General features: G+C 31.3%; 23 protein-coding genes. 13 read left to right on the forward strand and 10 right to left on the reverse strand.

Annotation, left to right across the window (positions count from 1 at the left end; genetic code table 11):
- Positions 1–3 precede the first annotated feature (3 nt).
- The 7 genes from msrB to G4D72_RS05700 all read left to right on the forward strand — a co-directional run bounded on the left by msrB (position 4) and on the right by G4D72_RS05700 (position 6879).
- Positions 4–525, forward strand: a complete 522-nt coding sequence (msrB, locus tag G4D72_RS05670; protein WP_166076655.1) for a peptide-methionine (R)-S-oxide reductase MsrB — start codon at positions 4–6, stop codon at positions 523–525.
- 132 nt (positions 526–657) lie between these two features.
- On the forward strand, positions 658–1674 hold the full coding sequence (porQ, locus tag G4D72_RS05675) for a type IX secretion system protein PorQ (protein ID WP_166076656.1): 1017 nt from the start codon (positions 658–660) through the stop codon (positions 1672–1674).
- Positions 1675–2036: 362 nt separating this feature from the next.
- A complete protein-coding gene (gene cmk / locus G4D72_RS05680) occupies positions 2037–2738 on the forward strand; it encodes a (d)CMP kinase (protein ID WP_166076657.1) in 702 nt (233 codons plus the stop codon).
- A 369-nt stretch (positions 2739–3107) separates the two neighbouring features.
- Entirely contained in the window at positions 3108–4892 is a 1785-nt protein-coding gene (rpsA, locus tag G4D72_RS05685; RefSeq protein ID WP_166076658.1) for a 30S ribosomal protein S1, read from the forward strand.
- Between the two features lie 113 nt (positions 4893–5005).
- Positions 5006–5428, forward strand: a complete 423-nt coding sequence (locus tag G4D72_RS05690) for a BLUF domain-containing protein (protein ID WP_166076659.1) — start codon at positions 5006–5008, stop codon at positions 5426–5428.
- A gap of 135 nt (positions 5429–5563) precedes the next feature.
- Positions 5564–6130, forward strand: coding sequence for a fasciclin domain-containing protein (locus tag G4D72_RS05695; RefSeq protein ID WP_166076660.1), 567 nt, complete (start codon positions 5564–5566; stop codon positions 6128–6130).
- A gap of 119 nt (positions 6131–6249) precedes the next feature.
- Positions 6250–6879, forward strand: coding sequence for a hypothetical protein (locus tag G4D72_RS05700; protein WP_166076661.1), 630 nt, complete (start codon positions 6250–6252; stop codon positions 6877–6879).
- A gap of 33 nt (positions 6880–6912) precedes the next feature.
- Here G4D72_RS05700 and G4D72_RS05705 read toward each other — a convergent pair whose 3' ends face one another.
- The 9 genes from G4D72_RS05705 to G4D72_RS05745 all read right to left on the reverse strand — a co-directional run bounded on the left by G4D72_RS05705 (position 6913) and on the right by G4D72_RS05745 (position 16156).
- The gene (locus G4D72_RS05705) at positions 6913–7638 is read right to left on the reverse strand and encodes an LOG family protein (protein WP_166076662.1); all 726 of its coding nucleotides are present in this window, start codon (positions 7636–7638) and stop codon (positions 6913–6915) included.
- 67 nt (positions 7639–7705) lie between these two features.
- Positions 7706–10537 carry an excinuclease ABC subunit UvrA gene (uvrA, locus tag G4D72_RS05710; RefSeq protein WP_166076663.1) on the reverse strand — a complete coding sequence of 944 codons (2832 nt, stop codon included), beginning with the start codon at positions 10535–10537 and terminating at the stop codon, positions 7706–7708.
- 163 nt (positions 10538–10700) lie between these two features.
- The gene (locus tag G4D72_RS05715) at positions 10701–11315 is read right to left on the reverse strand and encodes a hypothetical protein (protein WP_166076664.1); all 615 of its coding nucleotides are present in this window, start codon (positions 11313–11315) and stop codon (positions 10701–10703) included.
- A gap of 1 nt (position 11316) precedes the next feature.
- The gene (locus tag G4D72_RS05720) at positions 11317–11631 is read right to left on the reverse strand and encodes a DUF6787 family protein (protein ID WP_166076665.1); all 315 of its coding nucleotides are present in this window, start codon (positions 11629–11631) and stop codon (positions 11317–11319) included.
- A gap of 2 nt (positions 11632–11633) precedes the next feature.
- Entirely contained in the window at positions 11634–12059 is a 426-nt protein-coding gene (locus G4D72_RS05725) for a DUF6146 family protein (RefSeq protein WP_207784866.1), read from the reverse strand.
- A gap of 77 nt (positions 12060–12136) precedes the next feature.
- Positions 12137–12694, reverse strand: a complete 558-nt coding sequence (locus G4D72_RS05730; RefSeq protein WP_166076666.1) for a hypothetical protein — start codon at positions 12692–12694, stop codon at positions 12137–12139.
- A 37-nt stretch (positions 12695–12731) separates the two neighbouring features.
- Positions 12732–13688, reverse strand: a complete 957-nt coding sequence (locus tag G4D72_RS05735; RefSeq protein WP_166076667.1) for a D-2-hydroxyacid dehydrogenase — start codon at positions 13686–13688, stop codon at positions 12732–12734.
- Positions 13689–13784: 96 nt separating this feature from the next.
- The gene (gene serC / locus G4D72_RS05740) at positions 13785–14858 is read right to left on the reverse strand and encodes a 3-phosphoserine/phosphohydroxythreonine transaminase (RefSeq protein WP_166076668.1); all 1074 of its coding nucleotides are present in this window, start codon (positions 14856–14858) and stop codon (positions 13785–13787) included.
- Between the two features lie 239 nt (positions 14859–15097).
- Positions 15098–16156: an acyl-CoA reductase gene (locus G4D72_RS05745; protein ID WP_166076669.1), complete on the reverse strand. Its 1059-nt coding sequence runs from the start codon at positions 16154–16156 to the stop codon at positions 15098–15100.
- Between the two features lie 123 nt (positions 16157–16279).
- On the opposite strand from G4D72_RS05745, the gene G4D72_RS05750 reads away from it, so the two are divergent.
- From G4D72_RS05750 to G4D72_RS05770, 5 genes are all read left to right on the forward strand, one after another.
- Positions 16280–16630, forward strand: a complete 351-nt coding sequence (locus G4D72_RS05750; RefSeq protein ID WP_166076670.1) for a 4Fe-4S binding protein — start codon at positions 16280–16282, stop codon at positions 16628–16630.
- A 43-nt stretch (positions 16631–16673) separates the two neighbouring features.
- Entirely contained in the window at positions 16674–17117 is a 444-nt protein-coding gene (locus tag G4D72_RS05755; RefSeq protein WP_166076671.1) for a hypothetical protein, read from the forward strand.
- 113 nt (positions 17118–17230) lie between these two features.
- On the forward strand, positions 17231–18325 hold the full coding sequence (gene ychF, locus G4D72_RS05760; protein ID WP_166076672.1) for a redox-regulated ATPase YchF: 1095 nt from the start codon (positions 17231–17233) through the stop codon (positions 18323–18325).
- A 101-nt stretch (positions 18326–18426) separates the two neighbouring features.
- Positions 18427–19083: a hypothetical protein gene (locus G4D72_RS05765; RefSeq protein ID WP_166076673.1), complete on the forward strand. Its 657-nt coding sequence runs from the start codon at positions 18427–18429 to the stop codon at positions 19081–19083.
- On the forward strand, positions 19080–19757 hold the full coding sequence (locus G4D72_RS05770; protein ID WP_166076674.1) for a TIGR02117 family protein: 678 nt from the start codon (positions 19080–19082) through the stop codon (positions 19755–19757). Before G4D72_RS05765 ends, G4D72_RS05770 begins: the two co-directional genes overlap by 4 nt.
- Before the next feature lie 11 nt (positions 19758–19768).
- Here the strand turns inward: G4D72_RS05770 and G4D72_RS05775 are convergent, their stop codons facing one another.
- The gene (locus G4D72_RS05775; RefSeq protein ID WP_166076675.1) at positions 19769–20953 is read right to left on the reverse strand and encodes a GAF domain-containing sensor histidine kinase; all 1185 of its coding nucleotides are present in this window, start codon (positions 20951–20953) and stop codon (positions 19769–19771) included.
- 142 nt (positions 20954–21095) lie between these two features.
- Here G4D72_RS05775 and G4D72_RS05780 point away from each other — a divergent pair, with 142 nt between their 5' ends.
- A complete protein-coding gene (locus G4D72_RS05780) occupies positions 21096–22958 on the forward strand; it encodes a DNA topoisomerase IV subunit B (protein ID WP_166076676.1) in 1863 nt (620 codons plus the stop codon).
- Positions 22959–22991 lie beyond the last annotated feature (33 nt).

Here is a 22991-nt window from a genome sequence, read left to right on the forward strand (position 1 = left end):
GATATGAAAAATATTTTTATCATTTTAGCAGCTTTTAGTTTTGTTTCTTGTACGAGTCAAAATTCAGACAAAATAAAAGAAACGACTCTGAAAACCACTAAAAAAACAGAAACTAAAAAAGACACTATGAGTTTAAAAATTGTAAAAACAGATGCCGAATGGAAAGCACTGCTTACTCCAGAAGAATATGCTGTTTTAAGAGAAAAAGGTACAGAACGACCTTACACTGGAGAATATGACAAACATTTTGAAAAAGGAATGTATGTATGTGCTGCTTGTGAAAATCCATTGTTTACATCAGATACAAAATTTGATTCTCATTGTGGTTGGCCCTCTTTTGATCAAGCAATCAAAGGTTCGACTACTTATCATAAAGATACCTCATTTGGCATGATTAGAACCGAAGTAATGTGTGCAAAATGTGACGGACATTTAGGACATGTTTTCGATGATGGACCGAAAGAAACAACTGGGCAACGTTATTGTACGAATTCCGTATCCATAAAGTTTATTCCATCCAAATAAAAATATAAGGCATTTTAATTCAACTTGAAATGCCTTTTTTATTTTCTGTAAAAAACAAATTAAACTAAATTTTCTCATTCTAATATATAATTTTATCTTCGCAACTGCGTTATTATAGAATAACAGAAAAAAATGTTAAGAAAACTATTGCTTTTTTTTATGGTCTTTGTTACGCCTATTTATGCGCAAGTAGGAGGCCAATCAGTATATCAGTTTTTAAATTTAGTGCAATCTCCACGACAAGCAGCTTTGGGAGGAAAAACCGTTACTATTGTCGATTACGATGTGAATCAGGCTTTTTTTAATCCCGCCACAATTAATGCAAAAATGCACAATCAATTGGCTACTAATTATAGTAACTATTTTGGTGAAGTAACCTACGGAACTGCTGCTTATGCCTATACTTACGACAGACATGTTCAAACGTTTCATGTGGGTGCAAACTATGTGAACTATGGAAATTTTGATGGTTATGATGAGTTTGGAAATGCAACTAATAGTTTTACAGGTTCTGAAGGAGCCTTATCTTTCGGATATTCCTATAATATTCCATGGACTAATTTTTATGCCGGCGCCAATGTGAAATTCATAACTTCAGTTCTAGAAACTTATAATTCATTTGGAGTTGCTACCGATATTGGTTTTTTGTATGTTGATGATAGAAATGATATCAATTACGGCTTGTCGTTTAGAAATATTGGTTATCAAATTACTCCTTATGAAACTACACGAGAAAAACTCCCATTTGAAATAACTGCTGGTATTTCGCAATTGGTAGAAAATGTTCCTATTCGTTGGCATTTAACTTTTGAAAATTTACAACAATGGAATATTGCTTTTTCAAATCCAAACCGAGCACAAGGAAGTTTAGATGGTTCCACTGAAGAAGAAAAAGTATCCTTTTTTAATAATGCTTTGCGACATGTAATTATGGGAGCAGAGTTGTTTCCAGAAAAAGCGTTTAATATTCGTTTGGGTTATAATTTTCGACGTGGACAAGAATTAAATATTATCGATCAGCGAAATTTCTCAGGAATTTCAGCGGGTTTTAGTTTGAGATTTAATAAAGTACGATTCGATTTTTCGCATTCTCGTTATACTGTTGCAGCCAATTCAAGTATTTTCGGATTAATGATTAATTTGGATTAGAAAAAGTTAAAAGAGTCAAGTTAAAAGAGTCAAGTGAAAAGAGCCAAGTTAAAAGAGTCAAGTGAAAAGAGCCAAGTTAAAAGGGCCAAGTTAAAAGAGCCAAGTTAAAAGAGCCAAGTGAAAAGAGCCAAGTTAAAAGAGTCAAGTGAAAAGAGCCAAGTTAAAAGAGTCAAGTGAAAAGAGTCAAGTGAAAAGAGTCATGTGAAAAGAGTCATGTGAAAAGAGCCAAGTTAAAAGAGCCAAGTTAAAAGAGCCAAGTGAAAAGAGCCAAGTGAAAAGTGAACTGATTCTAGCGGAATCAAACATTCATAAACAAAATAATTAAATCAAGTGAGATTCTAGCGGAATCAAATGTTACATATATGAAAAAAATTACGATTGCAATAGATGGATTTTCGTCAACAGGAAAAAGTACATTAGCCAAGCAAATCGCCAAACATTTAGGTTATGTTTTTGTAGATTCTGGAGCCATGTATAGAGCCATAACGTATTATGCTATGAAAAATAATTTCATTTCAGAGACGCATTTGGATACTGCTAAATTAATTGAAAATTTACCTTTCGTTACCTTGCAATTTCGAGTTAATGAAGCGTTAGGATTTGCAGAAATGTATTTAAATAATGAAAATGTAGAACTCAATATTCGAACTATTGAAGTTTCACGTTTAGTGAGTAAAATTGCAGCAATTTCTGAAGTTCGAGCAAAATTAGTGGAACAACAACAAGAAATGGGAAAAAACAAAGGTATTGTGATGGATGGTAGAGATATCGGAACCGTAGTTTTTCCAGATGCCGATTTGAAATTATTTATGACGGCAAGTACAGAAACAAAAGCGCAACGCCGATTTGACGAATTAGTTGAAAAAGGTCAGCACGTCACTTTTGAGGAAGTATTACAAAACGTTCAAGAACGAGATTATATCGACACACATAGAGAAGATTCTCCTTTAGTAAAAGCTGAAGATGCGATTGAAATAGACAATTCTCATTTATCCAAAAAAGAACAATTTGAGTTAGTGATGGAGTTGGTGAATGAGGTTTTGCAAGAGCCAAGTGAAAAGTAAAAAGAGCCAAGTAAAATGAGCCAAGTGAAAAGAGTTAAGTAAAAAGAGCCAAGTAAAAAGAGCCAAGTAAAAAGAGTCAAGGAAAAAGAGCCAAGGAAAAAGTGTAAAAAAAAGTAAAAACAGAGCTTTTTATTTTTAAACACTTCTTGCTAAAATGCTTTACTGATTTAAATACTTTTTTCTTTTTACTTTTTCCTTGGTTCTTTTTTTTGCAAAACATTTGTATTTACCAAAAAAATAGTATCTTTGCACACCTTTTGGCGGAGTAGAGTTTTCAATTGGTATTCAACTATTTACGTAAAACACTGTTGTTGTTTTAATCTGCATGAAATAAACTCGAACAAACACAACATACAAAATAATAAAAGCATGTCTGAATTAAACAAAGAACAAGAGTCATTTTTAGCAGATTTCAACTGGCATAACTATGCTGAAGGAATTGATCCAATTGACGCAGACAACTTACAAGAATTTGAAAATTTAGTAACAAAAACTTTCATCTCAACTTCTGACGAAGAAGTAGTAGAAGGAGTAGTAGTTAGAATCACTGACAGAGATGTTATTGTTGATATCAACGCTAAATCTGAAGGTGTTATTTCTTTAAATGAATTCCGTTACAATCCTTCTTTAAAAGTAGGTGACAAAGTAGAAGTATTAATCGACATCCGTGAGGATAAAACAGGTCAATTAGTATTATCTCACAAAAAAGCAAGAACAATCAAAGCATGGGATAGAGTTATTTCTGCTAACGAAACTGGAGAAATTGTTAACGGTTTTGTGAAATGTAGAACTAAAGGTGGAATGATTGTTGACGTATTTGGTATTGAAGCTTTCTTACCAGGTTCTCAAATCGATGTGAAACCAATCCGTGATTACGATCAATACGTAAACAAAACTATGGAATTTAAAGTTGTGAAAATTAATCACGAATTTAAAAACGTAGTTGTTTCTCATAAAGCACTTATCGAAGCTGATATCGAAGTACAGAAAAAAGAAATCATCGGTCAATTAGAAAAAGGACAAGTATTAGAAGGTGTGGTTAAAAACATTACTTCTTACGGAGTGTTCATTGACTTAGGTGGTGTAGATGGATTAATCCATATTACTGACTTATCTTGGTCTCGTATCAATCACCCAAGTGAAGTATTAGAATTAGACCAAAAATTAAATGTTGTAATCTTAGATTTCGATGACGAGAAAACAAGAATTCAATTAGGTTTAAAACAATTAAACGCTCATCCATGGGATGCTTTATCTGCTGAATTAAATGTTGGTGATAAAGTAAAAGGTAAAGTAGTTGTTTTAGCTGATTACGGTGCTTTCATTGAAGTAGCTGAAGGAGTTGAAGGATTAATTCACGTTTCTGAAATGTCATGGTCTACACATTTACGTTCTGCTCAAGATTTCGTAAAAGTAGGAGATACTGTTGAAGCAGTAATCTTAACTTTAGATAGAGATGATAGAAAAATGTCATTAGGTATCAAACAAATGACACAAGATCCATGGACTGGAATTACTGAGAAATTCCCAGTAGGTTCTAAACATACAGGTATCGTTAGAAACTTTACTAACTTCGGAATTTTTGTTGAATTACAAGAAGGAATCGATGGTTTAGTTTATATTTCTGATTTATCTTGGACTAAAAAAATCAAACATCCATCTGAATTTGTTAACGTTGGTGATAAATTAGAGGTTGTTGTATTAGAATTAGATGTTGATGCACGTAAATTATCTTTAGGTCATAAACAAACTTTAGACAATCCTTGGGACAAGCATGAAGCTGCTTATGCAGTAGGTACAGTTCACACTGGTACTGTTTCTGAAATTGTTGACAAAGGTGCTACAGTAGAATTTTCTGAAGACGTTCAAGGATTCGTTCCAACACGTCATTTAGAAAAAGAAGACGGTAAAAAATTGAAAAAAGGGGATTCAATTGAATTTAAAGTTATCGAATTTAACAAAGAATTCAAAAGAATCGTTGCTTCACATACAGCTACATTCAGAGAAGAAGAAGAGAAAAACTTCAAATCAGCTTCTAACGAATCTAGCAATAATAATGTAGCTTCATCTTCTAACAATGCTGAAAAATCTACTTTAGGTGATATCGACGCATTAATGGAATTAAAAGCAAGAATGGAAAAAGGAGGAAACTAATTTTTCAAATTCTAAATCCTATTAAATCCCAATCAGCAATGGTTGGGATTTTTTTTATATGATTTGGAAACTATTATTAAATTGCTATTTTTGTTTAAGTACTGTAGCAAAATATGAAACACATTATTTATTTAAGTTCTGCGACTGAATTGCTTTCAGATCAAGAAATTAATTTATTGTTGAAAACTTCAAGAGAGAATAACAAAAAAAACAATATTACTGGTTTGTTATTGTATTGTGATGGAAATTTTCTTCAGGTTTTAGAAGGAGAAAATGAAGTTATAGATGCAATTTTTTCTATAATTTCAACTGATAGAAGACATAAAAATATTATTGTCGTTGCTAATGAGTGCATAGAAAAAAGAAGTTTCGAAGAATGGAAAATGGGATATAGTGTTGTAGATAAAAATTTCTTAATTCAGAATAAAGAGATAAATCCCTTTCAATTAAGTACAACCAACAATTTGAATTTAATTGTAAAAACTTTTATTGATATTTTCTTAAAATCTCATAGAAGTAGAATACTTTACAACTAAATTTAAAAATATTATTTTCTTAATTATTGTCAGCTTTACTTATCATTTTTTAAATTATTAATAATTTATTTTGATTTATTAAAACCAAACGAATCGTTTTCTCGTAAATGCATTTATAACTTTAAAATCATAAACATGAAAACGAACAAAATTTTATCAGCAGTTGCATTAACATTTGCATTATTAACAGGAGGAAATGCTTTAGCCCAAAAAGAAAAAACTGTAATGGTTGGTGGTGCACCAATGTATCCTTCAAAAAATATTGTAGAAAATGCAGTAAATTCTAAAGACCATACTACTTTAGTAGCAGCAGTAAAAGCAGCAGAATTAGTTGAAACTTTAATGTCTGCTGGTCCATTCACCGTTTTTGCCCCAACAAATTCAGCTTTTGAAAAATTACCAGCAGGCACTGTTGAAACTTTAGTAAAACCAGAGAACAAAAAATTATTACAAACCATTTTAACGTACCATGTTGTAGCTGGAAAAATGAATGCAAAAGATATTGTTGCAGCTATTAAAAAAGGAAATGGTAAAGCAGAATTAACTACTGTAAGTGGTGGAAAATTAACTGCTACATTGAAAGGAAGCGATGTATATTTAACTGACGAAAATGGTGGTTCTGCAAAAGTAACAATTGCTGATGTAAACCAATCTAATGGTGTAATTCACGTAATTGATACAGTAGTTACTCCAAAAATGTAATCCCCATAGTTTTTATTTAGTTAGAAATCCCATTTTAGTTAATTCTAAAGTGGGATTTTTTTGATTTTATGTTTAGAATTAATTTTCAATACCTAAATTTACGAATCAATCAATTAGATATGTTTAAAGATATAGAGTTTAAAAAAGCGCTTCAAGAATTACCTGAAAAAGAAAAAGACAGACTCCTATTAAGATTACTCAAAAGAGATATGGATTTAGCTGAAAAATTATTTTTCGAATTAGTTGATACAGATACTGCAGAAGACAAACGTAGACATATGGAAATTGAAATTGTGAAAATGATAAAAAGGTTTTCAGAAAAGCATCATTCGCTAGATTTTATTGCTTCAGAAATGAGAAGTGTAAGCGGTAAAATTTCACATCATGTAAAAATTACTAAAGATAAATTTGGAGAAATTAGTTTGAATTTACTAATGTTAAATGAAGTAATCGAACAAAATTCTTTTTCTTTATCTCATTATAGACCACAAAAATCTAACAAATTTTACAGTTACGTTATTGGTAGAAGTTTTAAAATTTTACTGTTAATTTCTGCACTTCACAAAGATTTTTTATTAGATTTTAAAGAAGGTTTGGAAAGATTAGGTACAAACATTTCCAGTAATAAAATGCTTTTGAAAACGGCTATTTATAATAGTTTAGATATAAATTGGCTAATTAATGCCGAAATTCCTGAAAATATTTTACAAATACATAAAGAAATTAAAGCAGCGGGATTTCTAAAATAAAAAAAACCTCCATTTTGTGGAGGTTTTTGTTTTTTAAAAATTAGGAGACAATTCGTATTTTTTATAAAAGTTATCTAAAGCTTCTACAACTTCATCTTCGTTATCTACAATTTTGAATAAATTCAAATCTTCAGGAGATGCATTTTTAAATTTATCTACAATTACTTCTTTTACCCAATCGATTAATCCAGTCCAAAATTCTGTACCTACTAAAATGATAGGAAATTTGGCAATTTTTTTTGTTTGAATAAGCGTAATTGCTTCGAACATTTCATCTAAAGTTCCGAAACCACCTGGCATAACTACAAACCCTTGCGAGTATTTCACAAACATTACTTTTCTAACAAAAAAGTAATCGAAATTTAAGTTTTTATCTCTGTCGATATACGGATTATAATGTTGTTCGAAAGGTAGTTCGATATTTAATCCTACTGAAGTTCCACCACCATGATGCGCCCCTTTATTACCTGCTTCCATAATTCCTGGTCCACCACCAGTAATAACACCGTAGCCAGCTTTAGAAATTTTATAAGCAATTTTTTCTGCTAATAAATAATATTTGTCTTCTGGTTTTGTTCTTGCTGAACCAAAAATAGATACACAAGGTCCAATTCGTCCCATCGTTTCATATCCATTTACGAATTCTGACATAATTTTAAAAATAGCCCATGAATCGTTTGCTCTAACTTCGTTCCAAGTTTTTTGTTTTAACTTATCTTGGATTCTTTCATCATCATTTTGATATTGATCTGCTGACATAATAATTTGTTCTAATTTAATTTAAAATATAAAATTAGCAGTGTTGTTGTGTGAAGTAATTAGAATGCTAATATAATTCTTTTTTCAAAAACTGAGCCGTATAACTTTTTTTATTTTTTGCTACTTCTTCCGGTGTACCTGTGCATAAGACTTCACCGCCGCCTTTTCCGCCTTCTAAACCTATGTCAATTATGTAATCTGCTAACTTAATTACATCTAAATTGTGTTCGATAATTAAAACGGTATTTCCTTTATCTACCAATTTATTAATCACATCCATTAAAATACGAATGTCTTCGAAATGTAAGCCAGTTGTAGGTTCATCTAAAATATAAAACGTGTTTCCAGTGTCTTTTTTAGATAATTCTCCTGCTAATTTAATACGTTGTGCTTCACCACCAGAAAGCGTTGTGCTTTGTTGACCAAGTGTGATGTAACCTAAACCTACATCTTGAATGGTTTTTACTTTTCGATAAATTTTTGGAATATTTTCAAAGAAATCTACTGCTTCATCTACCGTCATGTTCAATACATCTGAAATCGATTTTCCTTTAAAACGAATTTCTAAGGTTTCTCTATTGAAGCGTTTTCCCTGACAAGTTTCACATTCTACATATACATCTGGTAAGAAACTCATTTCAATGGTTCTTACTCCTGAACCTTCACAAGTTTCACATCTTCCGCCTTTTACATTGAAACTAAAACGCCCCGGCTTGTAACCACGTATTTGTGCTTCAGATGTTAAGGTAAATAAACTTCTAATTTCCGAAAATACATCGGTATACGTTGCAGGATTGCTTCGAGGTGTTCTTCCAATCGGACTTTGGTCAATATCGATAACTTTATCTAAATGTTCTAAACCTTCAATTTTTTTATAAGGCGCAGGTTTTTTAACAGCATTATAAAAATGAGCGTTTAAAATAGGGTAGAGCGTTTCATTAATTAAAGTCGATTTTCCACTTCCAGAAACTCCAGAAACACATATTAGTTGTCCTAACGGAATTTCAATAGAAACATTTTTTAAGTTATTTCCTGTTGCTCCAGTTAATTTTAAAAATTTTCCGTTTCCTGTTCTACGCGTTTTTGGTACTTCAATTTCCATTTTTCCGTTCAAATATTGAGCCGTAATGGTATTTTCTTTTAATAATTCGGCAGGTGTACCTTGACTGATAATTTGTCCGCCATATTTTCCAGCTTTCGGACCAATATCAATTACATGATCGGCACGAATAATCATGTCTTTATCGTGTTCCACAACTAAAACCGAGTTACCAATATCACGTAAACTTTCTAACGATTTAATTAATCTTTCATTATCACGTTGATGCAATCCGATACTTGGTTCATCTAAAATATATAAAACACCCACAAGTTGTGAACCTATTTGAGTGGCCAATCGAATGCGTTGTGCTTCACCACCAGAAAGTGTTTTCGAACTTCGGTTTAAACTTAAATAATCTAAACCCACATCAAGTAAGAAATTGATTCTAGCTGTAATTTCCTTAAGAATTTCGTGAGAAATAGCTACTTGTTTTTCAGATAAATGCTTCGGTAAATCATCAAACCATTTTTTTAATTCCACGATATCCATGTGAACCAAATCGCCAATACTTTTTTCGTTGATTTTGAAATATAGTACTTCTTTACGTAAACGAGAACCTTTGCATTCCGAACATTCGTTTTCGTCCATAAATTCTTTTGCCCAACGCTTGATGCTTGTTGATTCCGATTCTTCGTACTGATTTTTGATGAAATTAGAGATACCTTCAAAATCAATTTTATAATCTTTGGTAATTCCCATTACTTTAGAAACCACTGAAAATTTTTCGTTTCCACCGTATAAAATCATGTCCATCGCTTCAGCTGGAATGGTTTCAATTGGATCGGTAATTTTAAATCCGAATTTTTCACCAATTAGTTCTAATTGTTTAAAAATCCAAGTACTTTTAAACTCACCTAACGGGGCAAATCCGCCGCCTTTTATGGTGGCTTTAGGATTAGGTATGATTTTTTGTAAGTTAATTTCGTTCACCACTCCTAAACCATTACAGCTTGGACAAGCGCCTTTTGGTGAATTAAAAGAAAAATTATTAGGTTCAGGATTGGGATATGAAATTCCGGAAGTAGGACACATTAAACTTCGGCTGTAATAACGAACTTCTTGTGTGTCTTGTTCGATAACCATCATTATGTCGTCTCCATGATGCATGGCTACTTTGATACTTTCGGTTAATCTTTTATCGGTGTCTTCGTCTTTTTTTACGGCCACTCTATCAATAACAATTTCGATATCGTGTGTTTTATAACGATCTACTTTCATGCCATATTCTAAATCTTTTATCGTACCGTTTACACGAACTTTTAAAAAACCTTGCTTGGCAATTTGTTCAAATAATTCTCTATAATGTCCTTTTCTAGAGCGAATTACAGGCGCTAAAATGTTAATTCTTTTTCCATCAAATTCTTCGTGAATCAACTCTTTAATTTGCTCATCAGAATAGGAAATCATTTTCTCACCTGTATTGTAACTGTAAGCATCAGCGCCACGTGCAAATAACAATCGTAGAAAATCGTAAATTTCAGTTATAGTTCCAACGGTTGATCGTGGACTTTTATTTGTGGTTTTTTGTTCAATGGCGATAACTGGAGACAATCCGTCAATTTTATCTACATCTGGTCGTTCTAATCCGCCTAAAAACTGACGCGCATAGGCAGAAAAGGTTTCGATGTATCTTCGTTGTCCTTCCGCATAAATGGTATCAAAGGCTAATGACGATTTTCCAGAACCAGACAAACCAGTAATTACGACTAGTTTTTCACGAGGAATAGTAACATCAATATTTTTTAAATTATGAGTACGAGCCCCAATAATTTCAATAGAATTTTCTGTGTGTTGCATACAACTAAGTAGATTTTTGCAAAAGTACGATTTTTTGAGAAGAAATAAGTTCTAAAATCGGGAATAAAAAGGTTAAAATAATAAAACAAATTGAATTATTAATCATTCATAATTTTATCGAATTCTTCAACAGAATAATTATGGTTTTGCCATCCTAAACTATTTATTTTCCATACATTATTGATTTTTTAGCAGTAACTAAATATTCATGTTTGTCTTTAACATCTTTTGTATCCCAAGTCCAAATAAAACTAGCTAAGTTGTTATTAATTTTCAAACTATCTATTGTTAAGATTTTCCAATAATCATCAGGACTATCCTGACAAGCACACCAGTCGTCAGCATTTGATTGCCATAAAGAAATTCCATCGTTACTATTTCTCCATTCCCTATCGGCGCTTTTCATTGATTTGTCAATAATTGAAGCTATATATTTATGTCTTTTGAAAAACTCATCCGTAAATAAATCTGTATTTTTATGAAGTTTGATATTTTTATCATATTCTTCCCAATTTATTCCTGTAAAAATGGTGTCATTTTGATATTTATAAGGAAAATCTTCAAGAAATTTTGTTTCATGCCATTTATAAACTTTTCTAACTAATAATGTCAATTCAATACTATCGTTAGTTATTGTTTTTGATGAATCGGATGTATTTAAATTTAAATGTTTTTGAGTAGTTGATACATTAATTTTAACTTTTACATCATCTTTACAATTGAAGAAACCACTAGCTAAGAAAATAATGCAAAGAATTTTAATTATTTTATTTTTCATACTACTCCTCAAAAATTCTATGAATAAACCCTAAACCGATTCTGTCTAGCATTTTTTTAATAAAATTCCAAAAGAAAGTATGTTGACCTGCAAGTGAACCAATTAATAAAAGTAGAACTTTATAAATGGGTAAGATGATAATGATGTAAAGCGGATAATACAACCAAAGGCTTACACTTTCTTTGGTAATCCCAATAAAAGTTAGGATGGGTTTAGCAATGTATGCTGAAGTAGAACCTGTTAAGGCAAAAACCAATAAAATAATAAAAAACTGAAAATTACTTGTAATGTTCCAGCGTTGTTTCAATTTATTCATATTTATATTCTAGCTTGAAATCCGCCTAATTGTTGTTTGTTTGTCATTTGAAAATAAACTAAGTAATTGTAAATCATGTAGTTTACATGGTAACCGTAATTGATTGTGTTGTCATACTCTATAGGCATATCATAAATATTTCCATATCTTAATGGATTTCTAAACCGATTGTTCCATTCCATAATCCAAATTCTATTTCTAGCTTCCAAAAAAGATTGCGTATAAAAATTTTTCGGTCTCGCAAAGGAATTGAACCAAGAAGTAAAACCAGCATCGAAAATTACAACTTCATATTCTAAATCTGGATTTGAAATATGGATGGTATCACTTGTTAGTTTCTCAATATTCTCAGAACTAAAATTTTTATTAGAATTACAAGAAATGATTAAAAAAGAACCGATACAAACTAAGAATACTACTTTTTTCATGGCTCGCGTATTGAAAGTATAAAGATAAAAAAAAGTCCCGATAAATCGGGACTCATTATATTGAATTTAAATAAATTTTATTTTCCGAAAAGTTTACCTAATAATCCGCCTAAACCTCCAGATTTACCTGATACAGCGGCAACAGCATCGCTAATTCCTACTTGACCGTCGCCATCTTGGTCTAATCCGAATTGGCCGCCATATTTTTGTACCATATCCATTAATCCGCCACCTTGACCGCCTGAAATTCCAGCAATAATGTCTTGAATATTAAATCCAGGTTGATTTGGATCTTGTGCTTTGTTAACTAAACCACCAAGTACTTGAGGAATTAATCCACCAGCTACACTAGCAGCAGCTTCAGAAGATAATCCAAATTTTTCACCTAAATTTCCAGTAACTTTTCCTGCTAATTCAGCTACCACTGGATTGTTCATGTCAATTGGTGTTTTTCCGGTTAACATTCCAGCTAAATCGCCGATGTTTCCGCTTGCTGCCATATCTTTTAAACCAGAAAGAATAGAGCCATTGGCTTCTTCCATTACGGCTTCATTTTGTTCGTTAGGTACAGCTGGATTATTCACAATCGCATCGCCACCATATTGCTTTACTAATTCTGTTAATTGTTCAAACATAGTTTTTGTTTTTTAGTTTTAATAAAGGTACTAAAAATTATTTATTTTTTAATAAACTAATAATTTGTTCAGCTAATTCTGTCCCAATTCTGTCTTGAGCTTCTAAAGTAGCTGCACCGATATGAGGAGTTAAAGAAATTTTTGGATGCATTAAGATTTGAATTTCTGGTGTAGGTTCATTTTCAAAAACATCTAAACCAGCAAATAATACTTTTTCTGCATCTAAAGCTTCTACTAAAGCTACTTCATTAATTACTCCACCACGAGCACAGTTTACAATTCCTACATCATTTTTCATCACCTCAAATTCTGCTTTATCTAGTACGTAGCCTTCTTGAGCAGGAACATGGAGTGTAATAAAATCTGAATGCTTCAGTAAATCTTCTAAAGGTTCGGTAATAATCTCTACATTTATGAATTGACCATTGTAAAAATCTACACGAATTACGGCTTCATTTACATATTTATCGGCTGCAATCACTTTCATACCTAATCCTAGAGCCATTTTTGCTACCGCTTGACCAATTCTTCCAAAACCAACAATTCCTAATGTTTTTCCACGAAGTTCTAATCCGTTGGCATATGCTTTTTTCAACCCATCAAAATTGGTATCGCCTTCTAAAGGCATATTTCTATTGGAATCATGTAAAAAACGAATTCCAGTAAACAAATGTGCGAAAACCAATTCGGCCACACTTTCTGAGGAAGAACCTGGTGTGTTAATTACATGAATTCCTTTTGAGCGGGCATAATCGACATCAATATTGTCCATTCCTACGCCACCACGACCAATAATTTTCAATCCTGGACAAGCATCAATAATGTCTTGTTTAATTTTAGTGGCACTTCTTACCAAAACTACTTTGATATCATGCAAATTGATATAATTGGCCACTTGTTCTTGTGCTACTTTTGTAGTAATTACTTCAAAACCTGCTTTTTCTAATGTTTTGATTCCTACTTTTGATATTCCGTCGTTTGCTAATACTTTCATACTATTAGTTTAAGAGTTTATTAGTTTAAGAGTTTAAAAGGTATTGCGTTTTAAACTTGATTTTTTATAATTTTTTTTCCGAACACTAAATATTAATTACTGAACACTACTTTCTAATTCTTTCATCACGTTTACCAATACTTCCACACTTTCTAGTGGAAGTGCATTATACATTGATGCGCGATAGCCACCAACAGAACGATGACCAGTTAAACCAGAAATTCCTGCAGCTTTCCACATGCTGTCAAATTTTTCAGTTAACGATTCGTCAGTTAATACAAAAGTTGCATTCATAATACTTCTGTCTTCAGTTGCAGCAGTGCCTTTAAATAAATGATTTCTGTCAATTTCCGAATATAATAATTGAGCTTTTTGCTCGTTAATTTTTTCAATAGCTGCAATTCCACCTAAATTTTTCAACCATTGTAAAGTTAGTAAAGAAGTATAAATAGGAAATACGGGTGGCGTGTTGTACATGCTTTCTGCTTTGATGTGTTTTTCATAATCTAGCATACTTGGAATGTAACGCCCCGTTTTTCCTAAGATTTCTTCTTTTACAACGACTAAAGTTGCGCCAGCTGGACCCATATTTTTTTGAGCACCAGCATAAATCAAATCGAATTGAGAAAAGTCTAAAGTTCTTGAAAAAATATCGGAACTCATGTCGCAAACCAAAGGCACCTTTGTTTTTGGAAACGATTTCATTTGTGTTCCGAAAATAGTATTGTTACTTGTACAATGAAAATAATTCGCATCAGTTGGAATTTCAATGTCTTTCGGAATGAAATTATAATTGGCCTCCTTTGAGGAACCCACAATTAATGTTTCCCCAAAATGTTTGGCTTCTTTGATCGCATTATTTGCCCAAGTTCCTGTATCTAGATAAGCGGCTTTTCCATCCATTTTCATTAAATTGTATGGAACCATTAAAAATTCTAAACTCGCACCACCATGTAAAAAAAGTGCTTGATAGCCTTTGTTTTCTAATCCTAAAAGTTCTAAAACCAAAGCACGAGCTTCTTCCATAACTGCCACAAAATCTTTACTCCTGTGCGATATTTCTAATAAAGATAAATCGGAATTATTAAAATTTAAAATAGCTTGCGCTGATTTTTCGAAAACTTCTTGTGTTAAAATACAAGGGCCTGCGCTGTAGTTATGTTTTTTCATGGTATATAATTTATTGTAGTAGTAAGCAAATTTCAAACATTCTCAACTACTAGGAAAAAATAATTTTACGCTTTCAAAACGATTTATTAACAAAATCGATTTCGATAGCATTTATTTATTCTTTTTAAGAGTTTTTCTGTTTGAGTTCACTTTAGCCTCTAAATTAAAATTAGGTTCATGTTTATGAACTTCTTTTTCTTTTTGAAGTTTAATTATTTCACTTATTTTTGAAGTCTTCATCATAAGGAATTAAGAAATTCAAGTGTATCTATAGCATCAGCATAATCCCATAATTTTGGTTTTTGAGTTTGACCAAAATAAACGGAGTTTTCGATAATTCCATTAGAAACCACACATTGAATACTTTCTGCATCTTGTATTAAACGTGTTTTTACTTCGTTAAGGTCTTCATAATATTCATAAAACACAGAAGAAATAGGCGAGGCATGACTTGTATCTTCTTTGATTGTTAAAAATTCATTGTCTAATAATTGAAAATTACTCATTAAAAAAACCGCCTTATTATAATCGTAATTGTTTGCGTATTTTTCATAATAAATTACGTCTTTTTGTGCATACATTCCTTTGAAAAAAGATTGAAAATCGTAATTTTTTGGAACAAATAATTTAGAAACATTTCTGCAACCTAAACCGAAATATCTAAAAATATCTTCACTCAATAAAATCATTTCTTCAGGAGTTTCTTTTCCCGTTAAAACGGCGATAGAATTTCTGCTTTTTCTAATAATGGAAGGTTTGTTTTTAAAATAATATTCAAAATATCTTGCTGTATTGTTACTTCCTGTGGCAATTACGGCATCAAAACCTTCTAGTTTTCCTTCAACAAAAGTTATTTTTTCATTAAATCTAGCATCTAAAGCGATTAAATAATCGGCTAAAAATTTTATTAAATGATCGTCTTTACTAGAAGTTTTTACCAATACATTATTTCCTGAAATAAGTACCGATAAAAAATCGTGAAAGCCAACCAACGGAATATTGCCTGCTAAAATTAACCCTATATTTTTGGGTTGTTTTTCTACCCAATTATAAGCTGAAAGCCATTGGTTTAGGTTGTTTTCAGTTAAAGCTTCTGCCCAACTTGTAATGCTAAAATGAACATTATCTGGAGTAAACCAATTGTTATGAGATTGCGATAAAGCAATTAAATCTACAAACGAATTAAAAAATAAATCATTGTGTTTTACTTGGTCATTTTGCTGATTGGTATCTAAAGAAAATTGACTTAGAAATTTTCCTAATTCAACAAAATTATTTTTTATTTCAATTTGTAACATTAGTAACTTGTATATATTTAGTTAACGTTGTATTTTTGCACAAAATTAAACATTTAGTTAGACTTTTTAATAGAAATTTTTAAAACTTCTGACTTCTTGTTTCTGACCTCTAACTTTAAAATTATGGCAATAATAATAACAGACGAATGTATTAATTGTGGTGCTTGCGAACCCGAATGTCCAAATACAGCTATCTATGAAGGCGCTGACGATTGGCGTTGGAAAGATGGAACCAAACTTTCTGGAAAAATAGTTTTACCTGATGGAACAGAAATTGATGCTGATGCAGCACAAACTCCAGTTTCAGACGATTTATATTACATTGTTCCAGGAAAATGTACAGAATGTAAAGGTTTTCATGAAGAACCGCAGTGTGCAGCAGTTTGTCCTGTTGATTGTTGTGTTCCAGATGATAATCACGTTGAAAGTGAAGAAACGCTTTTAAACCGACAAGCGTTTTTGCATAATGAGTAAAAATAATTTCATTTATTTTATAAAATCAAAGTCATTCTATCGGATGGCTTTTGTTTTATTATTTTGTTTGGGATATGCATTGGTTCTCTATTGTTTAAAAAAAGAAGAATTAAAAGAATATACCACTTATGATGCAAAAGTTATTGGTTTTACAAACGTAACTGTATCAGAATCTGTTCCTTCAACTAGAGGGCATGCTTCAAACTATACTTATTCTAGAGATATTCCTATTATTGAGTATAAAAATAAGGAAGGAAAAATTATTTCTTACGAAGATGGAAACAGAGTATTATTTTCAAGTTTTGAATTGAATGAAAAAATTAAAGTATTGGAAAACAAGGAAAATAAGTACAAAGTAAAGATTTGTTCATTTTTTTATTTTTGGTTTCATATTTATGAATTTGTACTATTTATTTTTTTACTATTTATCTTTTATGTTTTTATTTCTGTATTTGTTTTTAGAGATTTTTACATTTCTGACTTTTGACCTAATCAACTTTGTAACTAGATAACTTTAAACTATATTTGCACACCGAAATAAATTTAGAAAATAAATAAAAACGCTTTGCGCCTTTGTGTCATAGCAGCAAAACTTAAAATATGAAAGCAGGAATTGTAGGCTTACCAAACGTAGGAAAATCGACATTATTTAATTGTTTATCAAACGCAAAAGCACAAAGTGCAAACTTTCCGTTTTGTACCATCGAGCCAAATATTGGTGTAGTAAACGTACCCGATCCAAGAATTAATCGTTTAGAAGAATTAGTAAAACCTGAACGAGTACAAATGGCTACTGTTGATATTGTTGATATTGCAGGTTTAGTTAAAGGCGCAAGTAAAGGTGAAGGTTTAGGAAACCAGTTTTTAGGAAATATTAGAGAATGTAATGCGATTATTCACGTATTGCGTTGTTTTGATAACGATAATATTGTTCACGTGGATGGAAATGTAAATCCAATTCGTGATAAAGAAACCATTGATATTGAATTACAATTAAAAGACTTAGAAACCGTTGAAAAACGCTTAGAAAAAGCAAATAAAGGTGCCAAAACAGGAAATGCTGAAGCAAAAATTGAAAAAGGTATTTTAGATAGAATTAAAGAAGCTTTATTGCAAGGTAAATCAGCAAGAACAGTTGTTCCAAATACGATTGAAGAAGAAGCTTTATATAATTCGTTTCAATTAATTACAGCGAAGCCAGTTTTATATGTTTGTAATGTTGACGAAGCGTCTGCTGTGAACGGTAACAAATATGTTGACCAAGTTAGAGAATTAGTAAAAGATGAAAATGCAGAAGTTATTGTACTTTCTGTTGGTGCTGAAGCAGATATTACTGAATTGGAAAGCTATGAAGAACGTCAGGTTTTCTTAGAAGATATGGGATTAACTGAGCCAGGTTCTGCAGTATTAATTCGTGCAGCTTATAAATTATTAAATTTACAAACGTATTTTACTGCTGGAGTTAAAGAAGTTAGAGCTTGGACCATTCAAATTGGCGACACAGCTCCTCAAGCTGCAGGAGTAATTCATACTGATTTTGAAAAAGGATTCATCCGTGCTGAAGTTATTGCATTTGAAGATTATTCAAATTATGGTACAGAAGCAAAATGCAAAGAAGCTGGAAAATTAAGAGTAGAAGGTAAAGAATACATAGTGAAAGATGGAGATGTAATGCATTTCCGTTTTAACGTGTAATTTTTGAAAAAATAATAGATATTTAAAAATCTGCTAATTCATTTTAGCAGATTTTTTTTGTGGCACAACATTTGTTAAGTTCTTCTTAAAATTGATATTTTATGAAAAATTTGCTGCTAATTTTTGGTTTGTTTGTTTGGTTAACATCTTGCAAAGAAAGAGGTGTTGAAAATAGTTATATTGAGTTTGCAGAAAATCAACCCATTGGAGTTGAAGAGATTCAAGAAGTTCCGGAAAATTGGTTTGATAATTATATAGCTTCAGATTCTTCAGTAGTGGCAATAGATAAAGATCATATCATTCATAAATGGTTCAATGAAGAGAAGGTTTCAATTCGTGAAAAAGATTCTTTTCAGGGGTATACTTTTGATGAAAATTTCGTTATAGATAATCAAACCAATCAAAAGATGAAATTAATTAAAAGTAATGATTCACTCTTTTGGAAGTCTCAATATTCAGATACTATTTTTAATAAAGAGAAAGTTTTAAAAGACTATAAAAATGCCTTAATCATCAATACAAACCTCAAGGGTCAAATTTATATTGATGTTTTTAAAAAAGAGAACAATCGAATTAGAAAAATTTCTATGGGTTCTAAAGAAGATTTCAAGAAGTTAAGGAATGAAATTCCTATCGAATTTGAATATAAATTTGCGGATGAAGATACAACAGTTGTTTTAAAACCAACTAGAGCAGATTTTAGAAAAATATTAAGAAAAAAAGGACTTACTAACGAAATGATTTTTATAGAGCAATGAAAACCATCCAAAAAACTTTCAAATACATAGGAATATTTTTATTGATTTTACTTTCTTATGGCATACTAGTGACTTTACTATCGTTTATACCCATTAATAAAGATAAAATGCTATCAGATAATTCAAATGTAGCTATTTATATATTATCAAATGGCGTGCACACCGATATTGTAGTGCCAGTTAAAAACGAATACCACGATTGGTCGAAACAAATTAAATTCGAACATACAAAAGCAAAAGATACAACAGCAAAGTACTTAGCAATTGGTTGGGGCGATAGAGGTTTTTATTTAGAAACACCAACTTGGGCCGATTTAAAAGTGAGTACTGCGTTAAAAGCAACAACCGGATTAAGTTCCAGTGCTTTACATGCTACTTTTTACAAAGTAATGAAAGAAGATGCTTATTGTAAAAAAATTCAAATTTCGAAAGAAGAATATCTAAAACTAATTGCATTTATCTCTGAATCTTTTGAGACCAAAACCAATTCAATACTTAAAATTGATACAGAAGCTGTTTACGGAAAAAACGATGCATTCTATGAAGCTAAAGGAAGTTATTCGTTATTTTATACTTGTAATTCATGGGCCAATGAAGCCTTAAAATCGGCCAATCAAAAAGCAGCTTTACATACTTTAACTGATACAGGGATTTTTAGGCATTATGAAAAGTAACAAAATAAAAATTATTTTTCAACAAGAGTAAATGTAGTGCCTTTCCCAACTTCAGAGGCAATATTAATATCAAAGTCAATTTTATCGGTAAGATTCTTCACAATAGATAAGCCTAAACCTGTACCATAATTTCCATAACGATCTTTTTGGGATAATGTGATGTTGTTTTCAAAAATAGCATCAAAGTTTTTCGAGTCAATTCCGATTCCATTATCAGTAATGCTGATAGTCGATTTGTGATTGATTATATTATTGGTAATTTTAATTATCGGTTTTGGAGTTGTATTGTACTTTATACCGTTAGAAATAATATTTATTAAAATTTGTGAAAGTGCGGTTTTATCTGAAATAATTTCTAAGTTCTTGTCAAATTCAGTAATAATCTCTGCTTCATTATTGCTATTAACGATTTGAGAAATTTCTGAAACTAAATCGGCTAATCGAAATGGTGTTTTATTAACATTTATAGTATCTGACGTGTAATAACTCAATAGTTTATTTACATAATCTTTTAGTTGTTGTGATGAAGTAACTACTAAATTTAAGTATTCAGAAATTATTGTTTCTTCTTTAACATCTTCTTCGTTTATAAGCGATATTAATGAAATAATATTATTGATGGGAGTTTGTAAATCATGCGAAATGGTATTCGAAAACTTCTTAAGTTGTTGGTGTTTTATAGAAAGTTCTTCAAAGTTTTTTTGCAACTCAATATTTTTCAATCGCAATTTAAATAATTCTTCAACTTGCTTGCCTAGTATTTTTAAAGCTTTAATTTGATCTTGGTCTAATGTTTTGCTTTCATAATCAATAACACACAAAGTTCCTAACGGTATTTTATTTTCATTGTATAAGGTAACACTAGCATAAAAACCGTCTTTTTCTAAGCCATTTAATTTTCCTATTTCACTAAATTCATCATCTTGCATCAAATTTGGGACAACTAATACGTCTTGGTTTTTTGATAAACTTAACGCACAAAACGACAAGTTTTTTGGATTTTCATTGTGCGTAAATCCAATTTTCGACTTAAACCATTGTCTGTTTTCATCTACTAATGTAATGGTAGAAATTGGCGTATTACAAACTTTTGAAGCTAAAAAAGTAATATTGTCATATTCTAGTTCTGGTTCAGAATCAAATAAGGAATATTTATCAACTATATTAAGGCGTTGTTCTTCAGTAAATTTAATCATATATTTTTCCAGTGAATTTGGGCTACAAATATAATACTTTATATTATTTTATTTACGTAAAATATTGTCAATAAGTTCTAAAAAAATTACTTTTTATTTTATGGTATTAATGGTATATTAGCGCAAAATCCTAAATACAGTTATGCAAGAGCAACAAAATCAATACAACGAAGACAATATACGGTCACTCGACTGGAAAGAGCATATTCGTATGCGTCCTGGTATGTATATTGGAAAGTTGGGAGATGGGTCATCACCAGATGATGGTATTTATATTTTATTAAAAGAAGTTCTCGATAATTGTATCGATGAATTCGTTATGGGTGCAGGTAAAACTATTGAAGTCACTTTAAAGGATAAAATGGTTACTGTAAGAGATTATGGTCGTGGTATTCCGCTAGGAAAAGTGGTAGATGTTGTTTCTAAAATGAATACTGGTGGAAAATACGATTCAAAAGCGTTTAAAAAATCGGTAGGTTTAAATGGAGTAGGAACAAAAGCAGTTAACGCTTTATCTAATTATTTCCGTGTCGAATCTGTTCGAGACAACCAACAAAAAGCAGCAGAGTTTTCCGCTGGAAATTTAACCCTTGAAGAAGAGGTTATTGAAACTACAAAACGAAAAGGAACAAAAGTTTCATTCGTTGCCGATGAAGCTATTTTCAAAAATTACAAGTATCGTAATGAGTATATCGTTAAAATGCTTAAAAATTATTGTTACCTAAATACAGGATTAACAATATATTATAACGGCGAAAAATATTATTCAGATAATGGTTTAAAAGATTTATTAGAGGAAAATATCACTGAAGAAGACATGGTATATCCCATCATTCATCTTTTAGGTGATGATATTGAAGTAGCGATTACACATAGTAAAACTCAATATTCAGAAGAATACTATTCGTTTGTAAATGGTCAAAATACCACACAAGGTGGAACGCATTTAGGTGCTTTCCGTGAAGCTTTGGTAAAAACAATTAAAGAATTTTATAACAAACCCTTTGAAGCGTCCGATATTCGTAAGTCAATTGTTTCGGCAATTGTCGTTCGTGTGGAAGAGCCAGTTTTTGAAAGTCAGACCAAAACCAAATTGGGTTCTACAGAAATGGGACCAGATTCGCCATCGGTAAGAACGTTTGTTAACGATTTTATTAAAACTAAGTTAGATAACTTTTTACATAAAAATCCTGAAGTAGCCGATGCTTTACTCCGAAAGATTCTACAAGCCGAACGCGAGCGTAAAGAATTATCTGGAATTCGAAAATTAGCGAAAGACCGAGCAAAGAAAGCGAACTTACACAATAAAAAGTTACGCGATTGTCGAATACATTTAACCGATGCTAAAAATCCAAGAAGTTTAGAAAGTACCCTTTTTATTACCGAGGGAGATTCGGCTTCGGGTTCGATTACTAAAAGTCGTGATGTGAATACACAGGCCGTTTTCAGTTTGCGTGGTAAGCCATTAAACTCGTACGGAATGACTAAAAAAATTGTGTATGAAAACGAAGAATTTAATTTGTTGCAAGCTGCTTTAAACATAGAAGAAAGTATGGAAGATTTACGGTATAACAATATCGTAATTGCTACCGATGCCGATGTCGATGGCATGCACATTCGTTTGTTGTTAATTACGTTCTTTTTACAGTTTTTTCCTGAAATGATAAAAGAAGGCCATTTATATATCTTACAAACACCTTTATTCAGAATTCGAAATAAAAAAGAAACCATTTATTGTTATTCGGAAGAAGAACGAAAAGCAGCGATAGAAAAGTTAAAACCCAAACCAGAAATTACTCGATTTAAAGGATTAGGAGAAATTTCACCAGATGAGTTTAAAAATTTCATTGGAGAAACGATTCGACTTGATCCTGTGATGTTAGACAAAGCCACATCTATTGAAAAATTATTAGAATTCTACATGGGTAAAAATACACCCGACCGTCAAGAGTTTATCATCAATAACTTGAAGGTAGAATTGGATGTAGTGGAAGAGGAAGTTTAGAGATGTTTAAAAGGATGAGGTTTTTTATAGCTA

Source organism: Flavobacterium difficile (assembly GCF_011392115.1).
Taxonomy (GTDB): domain Bacteria; phylum Bacteroidota; class Bacteroidia; order Flavobacteriales; family Flavobacteriaceae; genus Flavobacterium; species Flavobacterium difficile.